This is a genomic window from Marinobacter sp. (assembly GCF_041984545.1).
Classification (GTDB): Bacteria; Pseudomonadota; Gammaproteobacteria; order Pseudomonadales; family Oleiphilaceae; genus Marinobacter.
In genome coordinates this window covers 1-22,367 of the sequence record NZ_JBHIXV010000034.1, presented here as the reverse complement: position 1 = coordinate 22,367, position 22,367 = coordinate 1, and the positions used below count along the sequence as shown (strand labels likewise).

The window sequence follows — 22,367 nt, the reverse complement described above, 5'->3', positions numbered from 1 at the left end:
AACGATAACGGCTTAATCGAGGGAGAGACAGAATGAGACGGGTGGTTTTCAATCAGAAGGGTGGCGTGGGTAAATCCAGTATCACCTGCAATCTGGCCGCAATCAGTGCGGCCCGTGGCAAGCGGACACTGGTGGTGGACCTGGATCCCCAGGGCAACTCGACCCATTACTTGCTGGGCAAGCCCGCCAGTGAACTGAAAGACACGGTGGCAGACATGCTCGAGCAGACCGTGGCGTTCACCGTTTTCAACCGGCGGCCAGACGAATTCGTCCATGCCTCGCCGTTCAATAACCTGTTTGTGATGCCCTCCAGCCCGGAACTCGATTTTCTCGAGCGCAAGCTCGAAGCCAAGCACAAGATCTACAAGCTGCGCGAAGCACTGAAAAAGCTGGGCGAAACCTTTGATGCCATCTACATCGACACGGCGCCGGCCCTGAACTTTTATACCCGGTCGGCCCTGATTGCCGCACAGCGTTGTCTGATTCCGTTTGACTGCGACGATTTCTCTCGCCAGGCGCTTTATAACATCCTTAATGAAATCCGGGATTTGCAGGAAGATCACAACGAGGATCTGGTGGTGGAGGGCATTGTTGCCAACCAGTTCCAGCCTCGCGCCAGCCTGCCTCGCCAGCTGGTAAAAGAGCTCACCGAGGAAGGTTTGCCGGTGTTGCCGGTACGGTTGTCGAGCTCGGTGAAAATGAAGGAATCCCATCAGAGCCGCCAGCCGCTTATTCACATGGCGCCGAAGCACCCATTGACGCGCCAGTATGAAGACCTGTTCCGGGTCCTGCACGGCGAAACCGTGGAGCTGGAACCCCTGACCGACTAAGGCAAGAACGTTATGAGCACAGCAGACGATCAGCTTGGCCAGGTTGCGGACAGCCTGTTACGAATCGAGATGGAGCTCCGGCGATTGGGGCTCTGGGAGGCAGAGCCGCCACCAGACGAAGCCTTTGAGAGCACACAGCCATTCTGTATCGACACGCTGGAATTTCCCCAGTGGCTGCAGTTTGTGTTCGTGGCAAGGATGAAGGTGATTATTGAAAGCGACCATTCCCTGCCGGCCACCTCGGGTATTGCGCCCATGGCCGAAGAGCATTTCCGGGGGCGTCAGGAGTCCGGCAATGCTCTGGTTCGGGAGCTTGAGGAAATAGACCGGCTGTTGTCGGGAGAGTAATCAGTCAAGCCGCATGGACAGATCCACGGCCCTGACATCCTTGGTCAGCGCGCCAATGGAGATGTAGTCCACGCCGGTTTCTGCAATGGGCACCAGGGTCGAGGCATTGATACCGCCTGACGCCTCGAGCTTGGCCCGGTCGCCGGTGCGGGCGACGGCAGTTCGCATGTCTTCAAGCGTGAATTCATCCAGCATGATAACGTCGGCGCCGGCGCTCAGGGCCTGTTCCAGTTCATCCAGGTTCTCGGTTTCCACTTCGACAGGTTTTCCCGGCGCGATCTGACGGGCGGCCCGGACGGCATCTGCAATGGAGCCGCAGGCCGCAATGTGGTTTTCCTTGATCAGAAAGGCGTCCCAGAGCCCGATTCGATGGTTGTAGCAACCACCACAGGTTACGGCGTATTTCTGGGCAAGGCGCAGGCCCGGTAAGGTCTTTCGGGTGTCAAGCAGACGTACGTTCGTGTGGGCCACTCTGGCGGCATAGGCTGCGCAGGCGGTGGCCACGCCAGACATCGTCTGCAGCCAGTTGAGAGCCGAGCGCTCGGCACCCAGCAGGCTGCGAGCCGGTCCGTTCATGGTGAACAGCAACTGATCGGGCGCCACAGTGTCGCCGTCAGCCACCTGCCAGGCCAGCGTTACCGTTGGATCCACCTGCCGGAACACTTCCTCTACCCAGGCCCGGCCTGCAATCGTCGCGGATTCCCGCGTTATCACCCGGGCGGTCGCCTGCTTGTGTTCCGGGATCAGCATGGCCGTAATGTCGCCATCCCCCATGTCCTCCCGCAGACTCTGGGCGACGTTTTCGATTCGGGCCTGCCGGAGACGTTCTGGTGTGATCATAGGGCGCTTGATGTCCGTCATTGGGAGTGGGAGAGGATTCTGAGGCCACAATTCTAAAGCCCGTTCGGCAAATCGCCAAACCACAAGCGGCCCCTGCTAAACTGCGGTAGCAGACCCTGAAAACGTGACGCACGTCAGGTCTACACAAAAGGTGACAAATTCTGACACAAGGTGACGCAGCGAGCTCGTATCATGCTTTGATAAGAGAGCCTCTCAATTGAAAGTGACAGCAGGCGGAGCAGCGACATGGCGCACGATAACAAGGTTGTCCGATTTTCCGGCCAGAAGTCGCCCGGTCGGTTCGATCTGCCGTCCGCGCTGGTCCATCTGCGTGACGCATCGGGTCAGTCTCTGAAGTCTGTGCTCGGCGCGTTTTTTGATCGTGCGGACGATGCCCTGTTCGAGCTGGCCGATCGCGCCGGCTCCAATCTGGACCAGACAGCCTATTTCGATGCCATGCGTGAGTTGCGCCTGCGGCGCAAGGCGATGGTGGTATCCATACTCCAGTACGTCAGCCAGGCGTTCAATGAAATCGGACGATTCCAGCCCCAGCAGACATCCCGTGCCCTCGATGATATTGACCAGGACTCCCTCAGCCTGGTGGACCACTCCGAGCTGGAACAGCAGGTTGCCGTCGATAACCTGATCAACAAGCTGCGTAACCGCTACACAGAGCAGATTCGCCTGCTGACCATACGTGTGGGTCACCTGGTGCCGGGTATTGAGCTCAGGGATTCGCAGATGCCGCTCAGCCCTGAGATTATTTGCGGTGGTCTGGCCGAAGCCTGTGCCGACCTGGATATCGACATTCGGGCGAAACTTGTAGTTCTCAAGCTGTTTGACCGCCTGCTGGCCGATACACTCGGTGACTTCTACAAGGAGGCGAACCGGACCCTGATCAAAGAAGGGGTTCTGCCGGATATGAAGCGCCCTCCTGCTGGCAAAGGCGCCGGTCAGTCCCCGCAACGCTCGGGTGCAGAACAATCAACCTCGCCCGGAAAAAGCGCCGGGAAGGGCGGTGTCCAGAGCGAAACGGCCGCGGGAGATTCCCAGGCCACTTTCTCCGAGCTCAGTGCCCTGCTTCACAAGGGTGACGGCGGCTATACCGCCGGCGCAGGTGAGGGTGGCGAAGGTTACATCGACACCGATCGGCTGGTGGCGCGGTTAACCGAGGCCCAGGCGAGCAGCCGGCAGTGGGACGAGGGCGTTGTGATCCCGCTCAATGAACAGCTGGGACCGCTACTGCGTGGAGGCGATGGCAAAAGCCTGAACCCCGGGCAGGTTGATCGCGATGTTATCAACCTGGTGTCCATGCTGTTTGACTTCATCCTTGAGGATCGCCAGCTTCACCCGGTCATGAAGGCCCTGATCGGACGCCTGCAGATTCCCGTGCTCAAGGTGGCCCTGAGTGATCAGAACTTCTTCAATCGGGGTGGTCACCCGGTACGCAAGTTACTGAATGAACTCGCTCTCTCGGCCATAGGCTGGAGCGAGAAGAAGACCGGCCAGCGCGATCCGCTGCGGGAAAAAATCGAACACGTAGTGGATCGGGTACTCAACGAGTTCACGGACAATGTGGCCTTGTTTGATGAGTTACTGAAAGACTTCAGCCACTTCATGGACCTGGATCGCAGGCGCCGCGAGCTCGTTGAGCAGCGCCTGCGGGACGCCGAGGAAGGTCGCGCCCGCCAGGAGCGTGCGTCCCAGGCTGCCCGGGAGCTGGTGGCTGAACTGACAGACCAGCGGGAGTTGCCCGAGCCTGTGGCCGGTCTGTTGAACGAGGCCTGGAGCCGCTACCTGCAATGGGTGGCGCTCCGTGAGGGTGAGGACAGCGAGCGCTGGCAGCACGCGCGAGAGCTGACCGAGCGACTGGTGTGGAGTGTTGACCCGAGGCCGGTGACCGAGACCACTCGCAGTGACCTGCTCCGTGCCATTCCGGGTATCGTGGATGAGCTGCGCAGGGCGCTTCAGGATATCTCCTGGGATCCATTTGCGACCGACGCGGTCATCCGCGACCTGGAGCTGGTGCATGTGGATGTCTTCCAGCGGCTGGTCACCGCGCCGGCCCGCGAGGAACCCGAGCAGGCCGGGCCTGATGTGGTAGCTGACGGCGCCGCTCGGGCAGTGCCCGCCGAGCCCGAGCCGCAGGCAATAACCGATGCGCCGGTGGCTTCGACCGATGCGCCTGCCGAGACCGGAGCGTCGACGACGCCAGAGCCAGCGGTAGAGGCACAGGCAACGCCAACCGCCACCGAATCGGGTGCGGTGTCCGCTCAGTGGCTGGAGCGGGCTGACAGCCTGCGGGTAGGGTCCTGGATCGAGCTCAGCCGTGATGATGCCAAGGTTCGTTGCAAACTGGCGGCCTTCATCAAGGCCACCGGCAAGTACATTTTTGTCAATCGCAGTGGCGCGAAAGTGGCAGAGTATCAACGGGAAGAACTGGCTGCGGAAATGGAGTCTGGCAACGTTGCCATGCTTGATGATGGACTGATCTTCGATCGGGCACTGGAATCCATCATCGATAACCTGCGCAGCAGCCGTAAAGACTGATCCGTAGCAACCGTTAGCGCTTTGTGATTCAATCTGCAGGTGTAATCCTCTGAAACCGTTGGAATTACCTTGCCAGATTCAGATGCCTTGCCTGAAAATCCGACGCCTTCTGCCGAGCAGGCGACGCGGCTCCGGGAAACCGGGCACATCCGGGGCGCCCGTTGGTGCCCATCGCCGAATTTCGGGCCTCGTCCGGAGGGCGCCGGCATTTCTCTCCTGGTGATTCATAACATCAGCCTGCCCCCCGGCCAGTTTGGCGGACCTGAAATCGAAGACTTCTTCTGCAATCGTCTTGACGCCTCGGCTCACCCTTTCTTCCAGACCATTGCCGGTGTTGAAGTCTCGTCCCATCTGCTGATCCGTCGTGACGGGTCGGTCATTCAGTTCGTCAATCTGCACGACAGGGCCTGGCACGCGGGCCGGTCCAGCTTTGAGGGGCGGGAGGAGTGCAACGACTATTCCATCGGCATCGAGCTGGAGGGGACTGATCACATACCCTACACCGGGGCGCAGTATCGCCAGCTGGCCACCGTGGTCCGTGAAATCATGGCGGCCTGGCCCGAGATTACGCCAGCGCGCATCACCGGCCACAGTGACATTGCGCCGGGCAGAAAGACCGATCCGGGTCCAGCCTTTGACTGGCCGCTTTTTCGAGACATGGTGCATTCCAGTCGTGATGCCGGGGAGGCAGGAGAATGGAGCTGATTGTGTTTCTGCTGGCCTACTCGGTGCGCAGACGCCTTGACTCCCTTGACAGGCTTCACAGCGACGAGCTGTGGCGGCGGTGGTTCCACAACGGCCGCAAGGCTCGGGCAGGGCATGAAGCGGATGTGTACGCCGGCCTCGCTCTGGTTCTGTTGCCAGCGCTGATTCTGGGGCTCGCCGAGTATGTGCTGGTGGTGTCCGACTGGCGTATGGTGGCCTATCCGGCAGACTTCCTGATTCTGGTGCTGCTGATGGGCACACCCGGCTGGCGCCAACTGCTACGGGCCTATGCAGAGGCCTGGCAGCGGGGCGACATGCAGGCCGCCTGGCACCATGTAAAAGACTGGCTGCCAGCGGAGGAACGCGGCGCTGCCCTCTCACCCGAAGCGATGCACCTGTCCCTGTCGAGGGCGCTGCTGGTGTCGGTGTTCCAGAGGTTTTTCCTGGTGGCGTTCTGGTACATGGTCGGAGGCGTGGCTCTGGCGGTGCTGGCCCGGGGGCTGGTGGCACTGGCGGATCAATGGCCACAGGCCGCCGCCCGGCCCCGATTTGCGCGCATGGCCGAATGGGCAGGCTGGATTCCCGCACGTCTGCTGTCGCTGACCTTTGGTATTGCCGGAGACCTCGCCGGCTGGCTGCGAGAGATGGGTAAATCCCTGTCGGGCGTCAGCAAAAAAGCGGGCGATGTGCTAATGATTTCCGCCAGCGGGTCGTTAACCGGGTATGCGCTGGAGCCGGACCGTTTCTCCCGGTTGCATCCGGAGGACTGGACCAATTTCGGTGGACGGAGCCTGGCGGCGCTGCGGGATCTGCTGAATCGGAGCATGCTGGTGTGGATTTGCACGCTCGCGTTGCTGGTGATATCGGGGGTCGTGTAAGCAAAATTTTTGAAAATATTACAGATTATCACCAAATAAAGCTTAAGTTTTTACGACTTTAGGCGACAATAGAATAAAAGAAGAACGAGAACAGAAGAACCAGAATAAACGTTCCGTTGTTACCTGCCAGCACGAGGGTCGTTGTGAAGCAACTTATCAATCCCGCCATTGCCCTGATGAACCGTCTGCCGATGGTTTATAAGTTCAGCCTCATCAGCATCTTGTTTCTTTTACCGATTGGCGCACTGTCGTGGCTGGTCATCTCGGGGCTCAACCAGTCGGTTCAGACCATGAACAGGGGAGTTGAGGGCCTGGAACAGTTGCAACAGGTGGACGCCCTGGTAGACGCCGCCATGGATTACCGCGATTACCGATCGCCGGCCATCATAAAAGATGAGAACGCTATCAGAGTGGTGTCTGAAGAAGCCGCAGACGCGGTGGCGGCGGCCTTCGAGGCGCTGACCGCGGAGCAGCGCTCGTTCGATACCTCAGGTGCCTGGCTGGACCAGGTTGAGTCACTGCGCAATGACTGGGAGGCGCTTCGGGCGGATGACAATTATCAGGGCAGCTTCGACCCGCAGTTCAAGTACTATCAGGAGTTTGTCCAGAAGGCTCAGGCGCTGCTTTCTGCAACCATCGAGATTTCCGGCCTGAGCCAGGGGGCCTCCCGTGAGAACCAGTTGATTCTCGGGCTGGTTCGCGATTCGCTCCCCGCTGCCCGCACCGTTATTGGTCGCGCCAAATCCTATGGCATCTACGCCCTCGTTGAAGGGCAGGTCGGCTACGCCCTCAGTGAAACCCTCAACGAGATCTATGACCAGCTGACCAATCGGAGTTCACTGCTGACGCCGGCGCTGTCGGTAACGGCGGACGCATCTCCCGCTCTGGTCGCAAAGGCAGGCGAAGCCCTGAGCAAGGTTGATGAAAGCCTGATGGTGGTTCGCGACGAGTTGGACCAGAACGTGATCACGCCGATGCGCCTGGAAATGCCGTGGACCGAGTACGACAGCCTGATGTCGGAGCAACTGGGTTATTACGATGAGCTCAAACAGGCGTCTTTCGAAGTGGTGGAGGCCAACCTCCGGGCCCGTCTGGACAGCGAAATCAACCAGCGTACGCTGATTCTGGTTGCGTTGGTGGCGGTGCTGCTGGTGGTGGTGTATCTGTACATCGGGTTCTTCATGTCGGTGCGCACGGCGATCAACCGGTTCAGCCAGGCTGCCCGCAGTGTGGCCGCCGGAGACATGACTACGCATATTCACCTCCGAAATCGCGACGAACTGGGTGAGCTGACCACCGAGTTCAACAACATGACCGATCGCATTGCCGAGCTGATCCGTTCGGTCAGTCGCACCACGGCGGACGTGGACCAGCAGGCCACACGGGTGAACGATACGGCCGCCGCCAACAGCGAGGCGGTTGCCCGGCAGATGGAAGAGAGCGGGCAGATCAACGAGGCCATGAACCAGATGGTCGATGCCGTAAATGAGGTGACTGAGAGCGCCCACCGGGTTGCTGACAGTGCCGGTAACGCCGAGCGCGACACCGAAACCGGCCGGGGAGTGGTCGCCGACACCGTGAAAACCATTAATCACCTGGCCACGGAAATTTCCGGTGCGGTGGAAGTGATCAACCGGGTGAGCAAGGACAGTGACAACATCAGCCAGGTGCTCGTGGAAATCAAGGCGATTGCCGAGCAGACCAACCTGCTGGCACTGAACGCGGCTATTGAGGCGGCCCGCGCGGGTGAACAGGGTCGGGGCTTCGCGGTGGTGGCCGATGAGGTGCGTTCCCTGTCCCAGCGGACTCACAAGTCCACCGAAGAGATCGAGGGAATGATTTCCAGGCTGCAGAGCGGCGTCAAGGATGCCGTCTCGGCCATGACCAACAGCCGGGATGTTACGGAAACGACGGTTCAGAAGTCCGGGGAAGTTACCGAAGCCCTGGATCGCATTGCCAATGGCATTGCGGTGATTGTGGACATGAGCCACCAGATCGCCCAGGCGGCGGAGGAGCAGTCGGCGGTCGCCAGGAACGTTAACGCCAACGTGGAGCAGATCGGCGAACTCGGCAAGAGCACCGCCGCCAATGCCGAGGAGACGCTCGCCTCCTCAAGGGAGATGTCGGAGCTGACGGCCTCGCTTCAGCGGCTGGTGGAAGCCTTCAAGGTCTGAGCCAAGAGCGCGCGGTTACAGACGCCCGAAATCCGGCCCCTAGAGGCCGGATTTTTTTTGTTCCCAGAGAATCTCTTCGCCGCTATTCCGGCGGGCCAGAACCCGGGCGATGACGAACAGAAGGTCTGACAGCCGATTGAGGTAATGCCGCGAGGCCGTGTTGATGGAGTCTTCGTGGCCGAGGGCAACCACAACACGCTCGGCCCTCCGGCACACGGCCCGGGCCAGATGGCACTGGGCGGCGGCGGGACTGCCGCCGGGCAGCACAAAGTTCTTCAGGGGCGGCAGGTCTTCATTGTGCCGATCCAGGGTGCTCTCCAGCCATTCGATATGGTCGTCGCCGATCACCCGGCTGCCGGGAATGGCGAACTCGCCGCCCAGGTCGAACAGGTGGTGCTGGATCCGGCGCAGGCTATCCACGAACTCATCGTCGCTGTCGAGGGTTTCGATCAGCAGGCCGATGTGGCAGTTGAGTTCGTCAGCGGTGCCCATGGCCTCTACCCGTTGGGCGTTCTTGGCAATGCGGTTGCCGTCCGCCAGGCCAGTGGATCCGTCGTCCCCGGTGCGGGTGTATATCTTGGAAAGGCGATTGCCCATGTATCTGCTCCTGATCAATGTGGCGACAGTTGTTGTACCTGTTCGGTCAGCATCTGGTTCACCGGTGTCGCGATTCCCAGTTCCTTGCCCCGCCGGACCAGGTAGCCGTTGATGAAGTCAATCTCTGTGGTACGGCCCCGAAGCACATCGGCCCGCATCGACGAGGTGTTGTGAGCCGTTTTTCGGGCGACATCCTCGATGCGTTGGCGGAGGGTTTCCGGTGCGGTGGCTTTCTGGCCTGCGGCTGCCATGACCGCAGACAGCTCCTCACACAGGCCATCGATGGTCTCGCGATACAGGTGGGTCGTCAGTATCTCGCCATTGGGGCAATCCAGAATCGCCGTGTAGGGATTGATGCCCGCGTTCACCACCAGCTTCTGCCAGAGCCGGGACAGAATGTCGGGTTCCTGATGAAGCGTGAGGCCACTTTCAGCAAGTTGGGACACTGCCCGCTCAACCAGCTGGTCTGCCGCCTTTGTCATGGGCCCGATCCAGGTTTCGCCAGCGCCGGCGTGCACCAACAGGTCCGTGTCGGGGCGATTGGCACCTTCGGTGGTGCTGGCAGCAAGTATGGGGCGTTCCGGCCACCGTTGGGCCACGGTCTGCTGGCTGCCGAGGCCGTTCTGGAACAACAGGATGGGGGTGGTTTCCGGAATCCGGTCGATCACGCAGGTGAGAGCGTCCAGGGTGTCGCCGGCCTTGGTGGTAACCAGAACCAGATCGGGTAGGTCGCCGGCGCCGAGCCAGGGGACCTGAATGCCGGTTTCCGGCCCGGTTACGGGCCGGAAACGGTAGCGGGTATCGGCGCCGGGCGGCTGCCCGGGACGGGCAAGGAATGCCGCCTGGCCTGCGGGCAATCTTGCCGCCCAGAGCCGGCCCAGGGCGCCGGCGCCGAGGATCCCGATCATTGCGGTTACATGGCCTCGATGTCGGCCCTTTGCTGGCTCAGGCGGGCCTGGCTGCTCTGGGCGTCCCGGAGTTTTTCCTGCTCCTTTTCAACCACGTCGGCCGGGGCGTTGGCGGTGAACTTCTCGTTACCCAGCTTGCCTTCCAGGCGGCCGATTTCCTTCTGCAGGCGCTCCAGTTCCTTGTCCAGGCGCTTGAGCTCGGCGTCTTTGTCGATCAGGCCGGCCATGGGCACCAGCACTTCCATCTCGCCCACCAGCTGGGTGGCCGACATGGGGGCCTTGCCGCCATCGAACCACTCCAGGCTCTCGAGCTTGGCCAAGGAGATCAGGAACTGGCGGTTGTCGTTCATCCGCCGCTGGTCCTCCGCGTCTTTGCCCCGCAGCAGCACCGGAATCTTTTTCGCCGGAGAGATATTCATCTCGCCCCGGATGTTACGAACCGCCACGATCACGCCCTTGAGCCACTCGATATCGGCGGTAACGCTGGCGTCCTGTTTGCTTTCATCCGGCTGCGGGAATGGCTGCAGCATGATGCTGTCGCCGGCCTTGCCAGCCAGGGGCGCGATCCGTTGCCAGATTTCTTCGGTGATGAAGGGCATGATCGGGTGTGCCAGTCGCAACACCGCTTCGAGTACCCGAACCAGGGTGCGACGGGTGCCACGCTTGGCTTCGGCGCTGGCGCTGTCGTCGTTCAGCGCCGGCTTGGACAGCTCCAGGTACCAGTCGCAATACTCGTTCCAGATGAACTCGTACAGGGCGTAGGCGGCCAGATCAAAACGATACTGGTCCAGATGGCGAATGACCTGCTGCTCGCAGTTCTGCAGCTCACTGATAATCCAGCGGTCGGCCAGGGAAAGCTCCACCGGCTCGTCATTAACGCCGCAGTCTTCGCCTTCGGTGTTCATGAGCACATAGCGGGCGGCGTTCCACAGCTTGTTGCAGAAATTGCGATAGCCCTCAAGGCGCTTCATGTCCCAGTTGATGTCACGGCCGGTAGTGGCCATGGCCGCCAGGGTGAACCGGAGGGCGTCGGTGCCGTGGGCTGCAATGCCCTCAGGGAACTCTTTCTTGGTGCGCTTGCCGATCTTCTCGGCCAGCTTGGGCTGCATCAGGTTGCCGGTGCGCTTCTCCAGCAGGTCGTCCAGGCTGATGCCGTCGATCATGTCGAGCGGATCAATAACGTTGCCCTTGGACTTGGACATCTTGTCGCCGTGCTCGTCCCGGATCAGGCCGGTGACGTACACGGTGTGGAAGGGCACCTGGGGTGTGCCGTCTTCGTTTTTCATGAAGTGCATGGTCATCATGATCATCCGGGCAACCCAGAAGAAGATGATGTCGAAGCCGGTGACCAGCACATCGGTCGGGTGGAAGGTTTTCAGGCGCTCGGTAATCTCCGGCCATCCCAAGGTTCCGAAGGTCCAGAGGGCTGAGCTGAACCAGGTATCCAGAACGTCTTCGTCCTGCTCCAGGGCAACGTCCGCGGCCAGATTATGCTTCTGGCGCACTTCTTCCTCGCTGCGACCCACATAGATGTTGCCGTCGGCGTCGTACCAGGCCGGAATCCGGTGGCCCCACCACAGCTGACGGGAGATACACCAGTCCTGGATGTCCCGCATCCAGGCAAAGTACATGTTCTCGTACTGCTTGGGCACGAACTGGATACGGCCATCTTCGACGGCCTCGATGGCGGGCTTGGCCAGGGTCTTGGCGTCGGCGAACCACTGGTCGGTCAGCATGGGCTCGATGATCAGGCCAGAGCGATCACCCCGGGGAACGCTGAGCACATGGTCTTCGATGTTCTCCACCAGGCCCTCGGCTTCCATGTCGGCCACGATCTGCTTGCGGGCGGCCTCGCGGGTCAGGCCGGCGTAGGCGTCGGGCAGGGTGCCATCAAGCTCGGTGTTTTCGGTGCCGTCGGCGTTGAACACTTCGGCCACGGCGCGGATGTTGGCATCCTGGGTCATGACGTTAATCATGGGCAGGTTGTTGCGCTTGCCCACGGCGTAGTCGTTGAAGTCATGGGCCGGCGTGATCTTCACACAGCCGGAACCTTTCTCGGGATCGGCATGGTGGTCGGCCACGATGGGAATGCGGCGGTTCACCAGCGGCAGCATTACGTGCTTGCCGATCAGGTGCTGGTAGCGTTCGTCGTCCGGGTGAACGGCTACGGCGGTGTCGCCCAGCATGGTTTCCGGGCGGGTGGTGGCCACCACCAGGTAATCCTTGCCGTCTTTGGTCTGCACGCCGTCAGCCAGCGGGTAGCGCAGGTGCCAGAAAAAGCCTTTTTCTTCCTTGTTCTCCACTTCCAGGTCGGAAATCGCCGTGTGCAGTTTCGGGTCCCAGTTCACCAGGCGCTTGCCGCGATACACCAGGCCCTCGTCGTACAGGCGGATGAACACTTCCTGAACGGCCTTGTAGAAGCCGTCGTCCATGGTGAAGCGTTCGTTGTCCCAATCCACGGAATTGCCAAGGCGGCGGATCTGGCGGGTGATGGTGCCGCCGGAGTGTTCTTTCCAGTCCCAGATGCGCTTGATGAACTCTTCCCGCCCCAGGTCATGGCGGGTTTTGTCTTCTTCAGCGGCCAGTTTGCGCTCGACCACCATCTGGGTGGCGATGCCTGCGTGGTCGGTACCAACGGTCCACAATGCGTTGCGACCCTGCATGCGCTTGAAGCGGGTGAGGGTGTCCATGATGGTGTGCTGGAACGCGTGGCCCATGTGCAGGCTGCCGGTGACGTTGGGCGGGGGTATGGCGATGCTGTAGGACTCACCTTCGCCGCTGGGACGGAAGTAACCTTTGGACTCCCAGTTCTCGTACCACTGGCGCTCGATGTTTTCTGGCTGGTAGGTTTTTTCCATGGGGTTATGCAGTGACCGTTGGTTGATTCACAAGGGAAAATTGAGACGCTCGATTATACATGGTCGCCCGGTTTGCGGCGAACCTAACGCTTTCTCTGGTCATGCACCCGCGGCTCAATCCCTAATGCCCGTAACTGCTTGAAGTGCGACCGGGCCTGGTTGAGAACATTCGGATCGTTATGGGCAACCAGGGCCAGGCGTTGGAACCGGTCTGCGTCTGCCGGCAGGGTAGCCGAGAGGATGATGACGGTGTCCCAGTCTTCGGCCACTGGCGGGCACAGCAGGATGCCGACGGGGTCTGTGCAGGTGGTGGCGGAATCCGGGACGATGCTGTGAGGAATGAAGGCATCAGGACTGAAGTTCCAGAGCAGGTCGTCCAGTTCCTCAGCGTGTTGCATGGTGTCGCAGATAATGCACACGCGGTCGCCCTGGTGGAAGGCCTTTTCGACCAGTTTGGCGGCGTGCAGGTTGCGGGCGGCGGGTGTGCCCTGGGCAAGAATGTGGAACCAGTAGCGCTGGTTGCGGTCGTCCTGCCCGGGCGCCCCGGCAGCAGCGCTGCCGGGTTCCGGGTTGTTCTGCCCGTCGATAGTGGCCGGGTTATTTTCCGGCATGGGACATCAGGTAGTCGACCAGCAGGGGTACCGGGCGGCCGGAGGAGCCTTTGGCCTTGCCGGAGTGCCAGGCGGTGCCGGCGATGTCGAGATGAGCCCAGCGGTAGTCCTTGGCAAATCGCGACAGGAAGCAGGCCGCGGTGATGGTGCCAGCTGGCCGGCCGCCGATGTTGGCCATGTCGGCGAAGTTGCTGTCGAGCTGGCTCTGGTATTCGTCCCACAGCGGCAGGCGCCAGGCCCGGTCGCCGGCGCGCTCGCCGGCAGCCAGCAGCTCGTTGGCCAGCTCGTCGTTGTTGGCGAGCAGGCCGGTGGCGTGGTTGCCCAGGGCAATGATGCAGGCACCGGTGAGCGTGGCCAGATCAATAACCGCCGCCGGGTCGAATTTTTTCACGTAGGTGAGGGCGTCGCACAGCACCAGTCGGCCTTCGGCGTCGGTGTTGAGAATCTCGACCGTCATGCCGGAGAGAGTGGTGACAATGTCGCCAGGGCGGGAGGCGCCGCCGTCCGGCATGTTTTCGGCGGCCGCGATGACCGCCACCACGTTGATCTTCGGTTTGGTTTCAGCCAGCACTTTCATGGCACCGAAGACGCTGGCAGAGCCGCCCATGTCGTACTTCATTTCGTCCATGGCTTCGCCGGGCTTCAGGCTGATGCCGCCGGTGTCGAAGGTAATGCCTTTGCCAACCAGCACATGGGGCTTGTCCTTCGGCTTGCCGCCCCGATACTCCATCACGATCAGCCGCGGCGGCTGGGTACTGCCCTTGCCCACAGCGAGAATGGTGTTCATGCCCAGCTTTTCCATCTGTTTTTCATCAAGCACTTCGGTCTTGATGGTGTCGTAGTCCTTGGCCATTTTCCGGGCCTGCTCGGCCAGCCATTCCGGATGGCATACGTTAGGCGGTGTGTTGCCCAGATCCCGGGTGAAATTCATGCCCCGACCGGTGGCCAGGCCGAGGTTGAAGGCGTCCTTCAGCGCTTTGCCAGCGCCCGAGGCCGCAACCACCACTTTGTTCAGCTTGCGTGCCGCAGGCTTTTCACTCTTGAACTCGCTGAACAGGTACAGCTGGTCTTCCAGTACCCGACCAATAAGGTTCAGGCGGGCCGCCTCTGAGCTTACGGCGTCCTCGCCAGTGACCGGGGTATCGGCCAGGGCAATCAACGCGCTCTTCGAGGGGCCATCCTTGAGTGCGCCCATCATGGCGATCAGGGCCTTTCGATAGTTGGCCGGCGTGCGGTCGTTGTCCTTGCCAGTGCCCACCACCAGCAGGCGGCTCCAGGGCTGATCCTTGAGGGGGACTGTCGCCGTGTTGGCGTTCTTGCCGGACAGGTCGCCCGCTTTCTGGAGCGCTTTGATCAGCCCGCCCAGAGCTTCGTCGGCCTGCACAGTGGATTCTGGCCAGGTGCCTTTCTCGGGCAAGCCGACCACGAGGCAGTCGGCTTTGGTGCTGACAATGGCTTTACTGCTCAGGCTGAAATTCATGGCAACTCCTGTTGGTTGTTCTGTCGACGCTCCGCCACTGGCGGAATCGTTGGGGAATCTGATCTAGTCTAGCATTGGGGCTGGCGGGAACATTATCAAGCGATCGGCGCGGTGCCAACGCCCGGCCCGGTGGTCTGACGTGCCCAGCGCTCTGTCATTCGGCTAAAAGGTTACATAGAATACGCGCAGTTCCCGGTAGCCATCACATGCAACGCCCACGGCCAGAGAGTCCGATTTGAGCATTATATTCCGCTATCTGATACGCCAGATCATGGTCAGTATGATTGCTGTTTCCGGCATTCTGCTGCTGGTGTTCATGAGTGGCCGTTTCCTGAAGTATCTGGACAGCGCGGCGCAGGGAAGTATTTCGGCCGGCGTTCTGTTCGAAATCATGGCTTACCGGTTTCCGGGGTTTCTTGAACTGATTCTTCCGCTCGGGCTGTTTATTGGCATTCTGCTCGCTTACGGGCGCATGTATCTCGAAAGCGAGATGACCGTGCTTTTTGCCTGTGGCGTCAGTGATCGGGCACTTCTTGGCAAAACGCTCCTGGGTAGCCTGCCGGTGATGATCGTTGTCGGTGCCATGAGTCTGTACATCTCCCCCTGGGGCATGAGCCAGGTAGAGAAAATTTTCAACGAGCAGCGCAAGGCAACGGAATTCGAGATGCTGGCGCCGGGCCGGTTCCAGGACTTTTCCTCCGGGGGGCGTGTTACCTACACGGAGGGGCTGAGCGAGGACAAACGCCAGTTACAGGGCGTGTTCATTGCCGAGTATGCCGAGGACGGCAAGGGGCTGACCATCATTACCGCCGAGTCCGGCTCCCAGCTGGTGGATCCGGAAACCGGCAGCCGGTTCCTGATTCTGGAAGACGGCGGCCGATTTGAGGGCGCAGCGGGTGAGCTGGATTACACCACCATCGATTTCGAAGCCTACGGGCTGAAGATCGAAAGCGGCCAGGCCGGCACCCGGGAACTGGAGGAGGGCACCAGCACCTGGAGCCTGATGCAGTCGGATCGTCCGGAAGATCGGGCACTGCTGCACTGGCGACTGTCGCTGCCTCTCATTGTACCGGTGGTCACCTTGCTAGCCGTGCGACTCAGCCGGGTTAACCCCAGGCAGGGGCGGTTCTTCCACCTGCTTCCGGCGATGCTCGTCTACATCACCTATCTGGGTCTGCTGATTGTTGCCCGTGACTGGCTGGCCGAGGGCAAGGTCCCGGAGTGGGTTGGCATGCTCTGGGTGCACGCGCTGTTCCTTGCGTTCGGGCTCTGGCTGCAGTTTGGTCCGGCCTGGCTGTATCGCCGCCGACTGACCAGGGAGGGGGCTGCCCATGCGCCGGATTGACGGTTATGTCATGCGCACGGTCGGCGGTGCGATGTTCCTGGTGATGGTGGTGGTGCTGTCACTGGACCTGATCTTCGCGTTCATCGCCGAGCTTGAGGATACCCGGAACGATTATCAGACCCTCCAGGCGCTCTGGTATGTCGTGATGACACTGCCCCGACGGATCTACGACTACCTGCCCCTCGGGGCGTTCATGGGCTGTCTGGTGGGGCTGGGCTCCATGGCCAGTTCCTCGGAGCTCACTGTCATCCGCGCGGCCGGTGTGTCCCTGCGGCGTATTGTCTGGTCTGCCATGAAGCCGGCTCTGCTGGTGGTGATTCTCGGTGTTCTGATCGGTGAGTACGTGGCGCCACCGGCCGAGCGGGTGGCCCAGAGCGACAAGGCGGTGGCGTTGGGTGCCGGGAGTAACGTGGCATCGGCTTCCGGGGTCTGGCACAAGGAAGGCAATGTCTACATTCACCTGAACGCGGTTCAGCCCAACGGCGTGCTCCATGGCATCTCCCGCTTCCGGTTCGATGATCAGAGGCAGATGGTGTCGGCCAGCTTTGCCCGTCGGGCCATCTACCAGGGCGACCACTGGCTTCTGGAGAACGTTCGCACCACGCGCCTGGAGGAGTCCCGCACGGTTCGGGAAACCTCACCGAGCGAGCGCTGGCAAACCGGGCTCTCGCCGAGCGTGTTGAGCGTTCTGATCGTAAAGCCGGAAAACCTCTCGATGACAGGCCTCTACACCTATGCGTCCTATCTGGACGAGCAGCGCCTGAACGCCGCGCCCTACTGGCTGGCGTTCTGGAAAAAGGCGTTGATGCCGCTGGGAACGGCGGTGATGGTGCTGGTGGCCATTTCTTTCATTTTCGGCCCGCTGCGCTCCGTTACCATGGGCTTCCGGGTGTTCACAGGGCTGCTGGTAGGCCTGCTGTTCAAATACATGCAGGATCTGCTTGGCCCCATGTCGCTGGTCTACGGTTTCAACCCGATGCTGGCGGTGCTGATACCGATCGCCATAAGCGCAGTGGCCGGCGCCTTGCTGATGCGACGGGCAGGCTGACCGCGTCAGTAAGTCAGGACTCGATCATCCGGTTTTGGGCGTCTTGTCCACGCCGTGCTTCTTGTTGGCCGTTTCCCTGGGCACGGCAACCACTACGCTCCCCGATAACCGATCGGTCACTGATAGGCCGTTGATGGGGTAGAAAAGGGCAATGATGGCGGGGATGGAAACCAGCAGCGTAACGGCGCCGACGTAGTAACTTGCCAGCAGCGTCAGGAACAACACGGAGGCTGCCGTGATGTAGCGCTTCAGAGCCTGTGTCCAGCTCACGGACGTTCCGTCCAGGTTCTCGATTCTTACCCGCCACACCTGCATGCCCAGGGTCTGGCCTATGCGGGTCCAGAAATAGGCGAAGAACAGGTAGAGCACCAGGAACAGGGTGAAGGTAAGGCCGGGATCGCCGGAGATCTGGCCCGCTTCGGCCATCTGTTCGTAGCGTTCCCAGCCGGTGATCCAGCCCGCTACGATGGTGTAGGCCCAGGTGGCGACCAGAAGGACGGCAATGCTGATCAGGCCGTCGTAAATAATGGCCAGGGCCCGCTTCAGAGCAGTGGCGGGGGGAAGCAGTTCCTCGGCGTCATGGAAGCGTCGGGGCATGGATTCTCCTGTGATGTTTCACGTTTTTCCTGTTCTCGGCGTGTGCTAGAGTAGCGGATTTGCACAGGCATGTAAGTATTCGTGTTCAATCGCGGCCCCGGCGGTTTTCCCGGCGGGTTTCTGGAAAGGTATCAAAGGGCTATGAAAACCGCAGAATTGCGTCAGGCGTTCCTGGATTACTTCAAACAGCAAGGTCATACCATCGTTCCCAGCAGTTCCCTGGTACCTGCGGATGACCCGACATTGCTGTTCACGAATGCCGGGATGAACCAGTTCAAGGACGTGTTCCTTGGTCGCGAAGAGCGCGATTACAACCGGGCGACCACCTCACAGAAGTGTGTCCGCGCCGGCGGCAAGCACAACGACCTTGAGAATGTGGGTTACACCGCCCGCCACCACACCTTCTTCGAAATGCTGGGCAACTTCAGCTTCGGCGATTACTTCAAGCGCGAAGCGATCAACTATGCCTGGACTTTCCTCACTGGCAAGGAATGGCTGGCGTTGCCCCAGGAAAAGCTCTGGGTAACGGTGTACGCCGAAGACGACGAAGCCTACGACATCTGGAACAAGGAAATCGGCGTGCCAGCCGACCGCATCGTGCGCATCGGTGACAACAAGGGGGCCCGCTACGCCTCGGACAACTTCTGGCAGATGGGCGATACCGGCCCCTGCGGACCCTGTACCGAGATTTTCTACGACCACGGCCCAGACGTGGCCGGTGGCCCTCCCGGTTCGCCTGAGGAAGACGGTGACCGCTACATCGAGATCTGGAACGTTGTATTCATGCAGTACAACCGCACGGCTGACGGCGAGATGATGAAACTGCCCAAGCCTTCTGTGGATACCGGCATGGGTCTTGAGCGCATCACCGCGGTGTTGCAGGGCGTGCACAGCAACTACGAAATCGACCTGTTCCAGGACCTGCTGGCGGCAGCGTCGTCGGTTCTGGGTGGTGCGGCAACGACCGAGGCCTCACTGCGGGTGGTGGCTGACCATATCCGCTCCTGTGCCTTCCTGATCGCCGACGGCGTGATGCCCTCCAATGAAGGCCGCGGATTCGTGCTGCGCCGGATCATTCGCCGGGCGGCCCGTCATGGCAACAAACTGGGCGCCACCGGACCGTTCTTCTACAAGCTGACCGGTGCGCTGGTGGAACTGATGGGTGAGGCCTACCCGCAGCTGGTCAGCAGCCGCACCCAGATCGAGAAGGTGCTGTTGCAGGAAGAGGAGCAGTTTGCCAAGACCCTCGACAAAGGCCTGCGCCTGCTCGAACAGGACATTGCCGAGCTCAAGGGCACCGAGATTCCGGGCGAGACCATCTTCACCCTGTACGATACTTACGGCTTCCCCGTAGACCTGACCAACGACATCGCCCGCGAGCGCGGCCTGACGCTGGATTACGAGGGCTACGAAAAGGCGATGGAAGCCCAGCGCGAGCGCGCCCGCGCGGCCAGCAAGTTCGGAATTGACTACAACGCCGAAGGCCTGCGGATCGGGGGCAAGACCGAGTTCACCGGCTACGAACACATTGATGGCCACGAGAAGATTCGCGCAGTTATCGTCAATGGTGAAGAGAAAACCGCCGAAGCCGGCGACGAAGCGGTGGTGGTTCTTGAGCGCACCCCGTTCTATGCCGAATCCGGTGGCCAGGTGGGCGATACCGGCCTTCTGACCTGGAGCGGGGGCCGTTTCCAGGTAACCGACACCCGTAAGGAAGGTGACAACCACCTGCACCTGGGTACGCTGATCGAGGGCGAGCTGTTCCCGGGTCTGGAAGTGGACGCGCGCATCGACCATCGCCGTCGGGAACGCACCAAGCGCAATCACTCGGCGACACATCTGCTGCACGCGGCGCTACGCAAGGTGCTTGGCGAGCATGTTACCCAGAAAGGCTCCCTGGTAGACCCGGACAAGCTGCGCTTTGACTTCTCTCATTTCGAGGCCGTAACGCCTGAGCAGTTGCGTGAAATCGAGCGCCAGGTGAACGAGCAGATCCTGGAGAACACGCCGGTACAGACAGAAATTACCGACATGGAGCAGGCGCAGAAGAAAGGCGCCATGGCATTGTTCGGCGAGAAATACGGCGATGTGGTTCGTGTGCTGAGCATGGGCACCGACAACTACTCGGTGGAATTGTGTGGCGGCACCCATGTTGGCCGCACCGGGGATATCGGGCTGTTCCGCATTACCTCGGAAAGTGGCATTTCCTCGGGCGTACGTCGGATTGAAGCGGTCACCGGTTTGGGCGCTCTCGAGTGGATTGAGGGCACCGAGCGCACCCTGCGCGAGACAGCACGTCTGGTAAAAGCCACCCGCGAGTCCGTGGTTGAGAAAGTACAGCAGACCCTGGATCGCAATCGCCAGCTTGAAAAAGACATCGACGCCCTGAAGGCCAAGCTGGCAAGCTCAGCCGGCAGCGACCTGGCGGCATCGGCAGTAGAAGTGGGCGGCCTGAAGGTGGTGGCTTCGGAACTTGAAGGCGCTGACCGCAAGGCCCTGATGGAAACCGCCGATCAGTTGAAGAACAAGTTGGGCGAGGGCGTGGTTGTGCTGGCCAGTGTTGAGGATGGCAAGGTGACCCTCGTGGCCGGCGTGACCAAATCCGCCACCGGCAAGATCAAGGCCGGCGACCTGATGAAGCACCTCGCCGCCCAGGTGGACGGCAAGGGTGGCGGTCGCCCGGACATGGCCCAGGGCGGCGGCAGCGACCCCTCCAAGCTGGCCGAGGCGCTGGCCGGTGTTCCGGCCTGGGTCGAGAAAAATATCGCGTAGGCAACTGTTTTCGCGGGCGGACCGGAGTTTATAATTCCGCCCGTTTATGTCGAGTGGCGGGGCAGAGCCCCGCTGTGAGTTCCCTTTTCCGGATATTGGACGAAAATGGCTCTGTTGGTTCAGAAATTTGGTGGTACTTCGGTGGGATCCACCGAACGTATCGAGGCGGTGGCCGAGAAGGTGTGCCGTTTCCGCAGGGAAGGCCACGATGTGGTGGTGGTTGTCTCCGCCATGAGCGGCGAGACCAACCGGCTGATTGCGCTGGCAAACCAGATCATGGAGGAGCCCACTCCCCGTGAAATGGACGTGCTGGTTTCAACCGGCGAGCAGGTCACCATTGCCTTGCTGTCCATGGCATTGCAGAAACGGGGTTGTGAAGCCCGTTCCTACACCGGGGCGCAAGTGCGGATTGTGACCGACAGCAGTCATACCAAAGCGCGTATCAAGCAGATTGATGAACAGCGCATGCGTGAGGATCTGGACGCTGGCCGTGTGGTTGTCGTCGCCGGTTTTCAGGGTATTGATGACAACGGCAACATCACCACGCTCGGACGGGGTGGGTCAGATACTACCGCGGTGGCGCTGGCGGCTGCATTGAAAGCCGATGAATGCCAGATCTACACCGATGTGGACGGTGTCTATACCACCGATCCCCGGGTGGTGGACAGCGCGCGGCGGCTGGATCGCATTACCTTTGAAGAAATGCTTGAGATGGCGAGCCTGGGTTCCAAAGTGCTCCAGATTCGTTCCGTTGAATTTGCAGGCAAGTACAACGTTCCACTGAGGGTTCTTTCCAGCTTCCAGGAAGGCGAGGGCACCCTGATTACTCTTGAGGATGAAAACGCCATGGAACAACCGGTTGTTTCCGGCATTGCTTTTAACCGCGACGAAGCCAAACTGACCATATCCGGTGTGCCCGATACGCCGGGCAGCGCGCTGCGCATTCTCAAGCCGGTGAGTGATGCCAACATCGAGGTGGACATGATTGTCCAGAACGTGGGCGAGGATAACAAAACCGCGTTCACGTTTACCGTTCACCGTAACGACTTCAAGCGGGCCAAAGGCGTGCTGGAAGGCGTGGCCAGCGAATTGGGGGCTGGTGAAGTGGCTGGCGACAGCAAAATCGCCAAGGTCAGTATTGTTGGTGTAGGCATGCGCTCCCACGCGGGTGTTGCCACCAAGATGTTCGGTGCGCTGTCCAACGAAGGCATCAACATTCAGATGATCTCCACCTCGGAAATCAAGATTTCCGTGGTGATTGATGAGAAATATCTTGAGCTTGCGGTTCGCGCACTGCACAGTGCTTTTGAACTCGACAAGCCCGGGGTGGAAGAAGCCTGAAAACGCAAACGTCAGGTCGGTTTGCGGGGCTCAAGAAGAAAGAGAACCATTGGCTGAGCTTATGGAGATTAGTGTCCGTATAAGGGAATGTGCTTCTTTTGCACAGCCTGAGTTCTCACTATAAAAGCAAAAAAAGTAGAAACAATGATTTTTTTCGGAACAGGTAGCTCTGGATAGGGAGTAAGGGATATGTTGATTTTGACTCGCCGTGTTGGCGAAACTCTGATGGTCGGCGACGACATCACCGTCACCGTGCTTGGAGTAAAGGGCAATCAGGTACGCATTGGCGTTAATGCCCCGAAGGAAGTTGCGGTACATCGTGAAGAGATCTATCAGCGAATTCAGTCGGAAAAAGGCTCTGAAGAGCCGGAACCCGGCAACAGCTGAAAGACCGAAAGCCGTTCATGGGAAACCTGAACGGCTTTTTTGATGGTGCGCCAGGCATGGCGCGTAGCGCCTTGACGGGCGCTGTTCCGGTACAGGTG

The 22,367-nt window shown here is 60.4% G+C and carries 18 protein-coding genes; 11 read left to right on the top strand and 7 right to left on the bottom strand.

All coding sequences use genetic code 11. The features are described from left to right. The first annotated feature begins 32 nt into the window (after window positions 1–32). Entirely contained in the window at window positions 33–830 is a 798-nt protein-coding gene (locus tag ACFC20_RS14510; RefSeq protein WP_375193636.1) for a ParA family protein, read from the top strand. A 12-nt stretch (window positions 831–842) separates the two neighbouring features. Continuing rightward, window positions 843–1,178, top strand: a complete 336-nt coding sequence (locus tag ACFC20_RS14505) for a YqcC family protein (RefSeq protein WP_375193635.1) — start codon at window positions 843–845, stop codon at window positions 1,176–1,178. On the opposite strand, the gene nadC is transcribed toward ACFC20_RS14505, so the two are convergent. Further along, a complete protein-coding gene (nadC, locus tag ACFC20_RS14500) occupies window positions 1,179–2,018 on the bottom strand; it encodes a carboxylating nicotinate-nucleotide diphosphorylase (RefSeq protein WP_375193634.1) in 840 nt (279 codons plus the stop codon). Window positions 2,019–2,264: 246 nt separating this feature from the next. Here nadC and ACFC20_RS14495 point away from each other — a divergent pair, with 246 nt between their 5' ends. The 4 genes from ACFC20_RS14495 to ACFC20_RS14480 all read left to right on the top strand — a co-directional run bounded on the left by ACFC20_RS14495 (window position 2,265) and on the right by ACFC20_RS14480 (window position 8,325). Next, entirely contained in the window at window positions 2,265–4,568 is a 2,304-nt protein-coding gene (locus tag ACFC20_RS14495) for a DUF1631 domain-containing protein (RefSeq protein ID WP_375193633.1), read from the top strand. 69 nt (window positions 4,569–4,637) lie between these two features. Further along, window positions 4,638–5,273 carry a 1,6-anhydro-N-acetylmuramyl-L-alanine amidase AmpD gene (gene ampD / locus ACFC20_RS14490; RefSeq protein WP_375193632.1) on the top strand — a complete coding sequence of 212 codons (636 nt, stop codon included), beginning with the start codon at window positions 4,638–4,640 and terminating at the stop codon, window positions 5,271–5,273. Next, window positions 5,264–6,151, top strand: a complete 888-nt coding sequence (locus tag ACFC20_RS14485; RefSeq protein ID WP_375193631.1) for a histidine kinase — start codon at window positions 5,264–5,266, stop codon at window positions 6,149–6,151. Before ampD ends, ACFC20_RS14485 begins: the two co-directional genes overlap by 10 nt. A 143-nt stretch (window positions 6,152–6,294) precedes the next feature. Continuing rightward, window positions 6,295–8,325: a methyl-accepting chemotaxis protein gene (locus tag ACFC20_RS14480; protein WP_375193630.1), complete on the top strand. Its 2,031-nt coding sequence runs from the start codon at window positions 6,295–6,297 to the stop codon at window positions 8,323–8,325. 39 nt (window positions 8,326–8,364) lie between these two features. On the opposite strand, the gene ACFC20_RS14475 is transcribed toward ACFC20_RS14480, so the two are convergent. The 5 genes from ACFC20_RS14475 to ACFC20_RS14455 form a co-directional block, all read right to left on the bottom strand. Then, window positions 8,365–8,922, bottom strand: coding sequence for a cob(I)yrinic acid a,c-diamide adenosyltransferase (locus ACFC20_RS14475; RefSeq protein WP_375193629.1), 558 nt, complete (start codon window positions 8,920–8,922; stop codon window positions 8,365–8,367). 14 nt (window positions 8,923–8,936) lie between these two features. Beyond that, entirely contained in the window at window positions 8,937–9,830 is an 894-nt protein-coding gene (locus ACFC20_RS14470; protein WP_375193628.1) for a ketopantoate reductase family protein, read from the bottom strand. 5 nt (window positions 9,831–9,835) lie between these two features. Then, window positions 9,836–12,688 (bottom strand): valine--tRNA ligase, encoded by a 2,853-nt coding sequence (locus ACFC20_RS14465; protein ID WP_091992409.1) that lies wholly within the window; start codon window positions 12,686–12,688, stop codon window positions 9,836–9,838. Window positions 12,689–12,771: 83 nt separating this feature from the next. After that, window positions 12,772–13,299, bottom strand: a complete 528-nt coding sequence (locus tag ACFC20_RS14460; RefSeq protein WP_375193627.1) for a DNA polymerase III subunit chi — start codon at window positions 13,297–13,299, stop codon at window positions 12,772–12,774. Next, entirely contained in the window at window positions 13,286–14,779 is a 1,494-nt protein-coding gene (locus ACFC20_RS14455) for a leucyl aminopeptidase (protein WP_375193626.1), read from the bottom strand. The genes ACFC20_RS14460 and ACFC20_RS14455 overlap by 14 nt, the downstream gene beginning before the upstream one ends. A gap of 235 nt (window positions 14,780–15,014) precedes the next feature. Here ACFC20_RS14455 and lptF point away from each other — a divergent pair, with 235 nt between their 5' ends. Then, complete coding sequence (gene lptF, locus ACFC20_RS14450; protein WP_375193625.1) at window positions 15,015–16,124, top strand: LPS export ABC transporter permease LptF; 1,110 nt, start codon at window positions 15,015–15,017, stop codon at window positions 16,122–16,124. Continuing rightward, the gene (lptG, locus tag ACFC20_RS14445) at window positions 16,111–17,172 is read left to right on the top strand and encodes an LPS export ABC transporter permease LptG (protein WP_375193624.1); all 1,062 of its coding nucleotides are present in this window, start codon (window positions 16,111–16,113) and stop codon (window positions 17,170–17,172) included. The genes lptF and lptG overlap by 14 nt, the downstream gene beginning before the upstream one ends. Before the next feature lie 24 nt (window positions 17,173–17,196). Here lptG and ACFC20_RS14440 read toward each other — a convergent pair whose 3' ends face one another. After that, the gene (locus ACFC20_RS14440; protein WP_375193623.1) at window positions 17,197–17,769 is read right to left on the bottom strand and encodes an RDD family protein; all 573 of its coding nucleotides are present in this window, start codon (window positions 17,767–17,769) and stop codon (window positions 17,197–17,199) included. A gap of 141 nt (window positions 17,770–17,910) precedes the next feature. Here ACFC20_RS14440 and alaS point away from each other — a divergent pair, with 141 nt between their 5' ends. The 3 genes from alaS to csrA all read left to right on the top strand — a co-directional run bounded on the left by alaS (window position 17,911) and on the right by csrA (window position 22,269). Next, on the top strand, window positions 17,911–20,541 hold the full coding sequence (gene alaS, locus ACFC20_RS14435) for an alanine--tRNA ligase (protein WP_375193622.1): 2,631 nt from the start codon (window positions 17,911–17,913) through the stop codon (window positions 20,539–20,541). A gap of 105 nt (window positions 20,542–20,646) precedes the next feature. Continuing rightward, complete coding sequence (locus tag ACFC20_RS14430; RefSeq protein ID WP_375193621.1) at window positions 20,647–21,882, top strand: aspartate kinase; 1,236 nt, start codon at window positions 20,647–20,649, stop codon at window positions 21,880–21,882. Between the two features lie 189 nt (window positions 21,883–22,071). Next, complete coding sequence (gene csrA / locus ACFC20_RS14425) at window positions 22,072–22,269, top strand: carbon storage regulator CsrA (RefSeq protein ID WP_008172808.1); 198 nt, start codon at window positions 22,072–22,074, stop codon at window positions 22,267–22,269. Window positions 22,270–22,367: the final 98 nt, after the last annotated feature.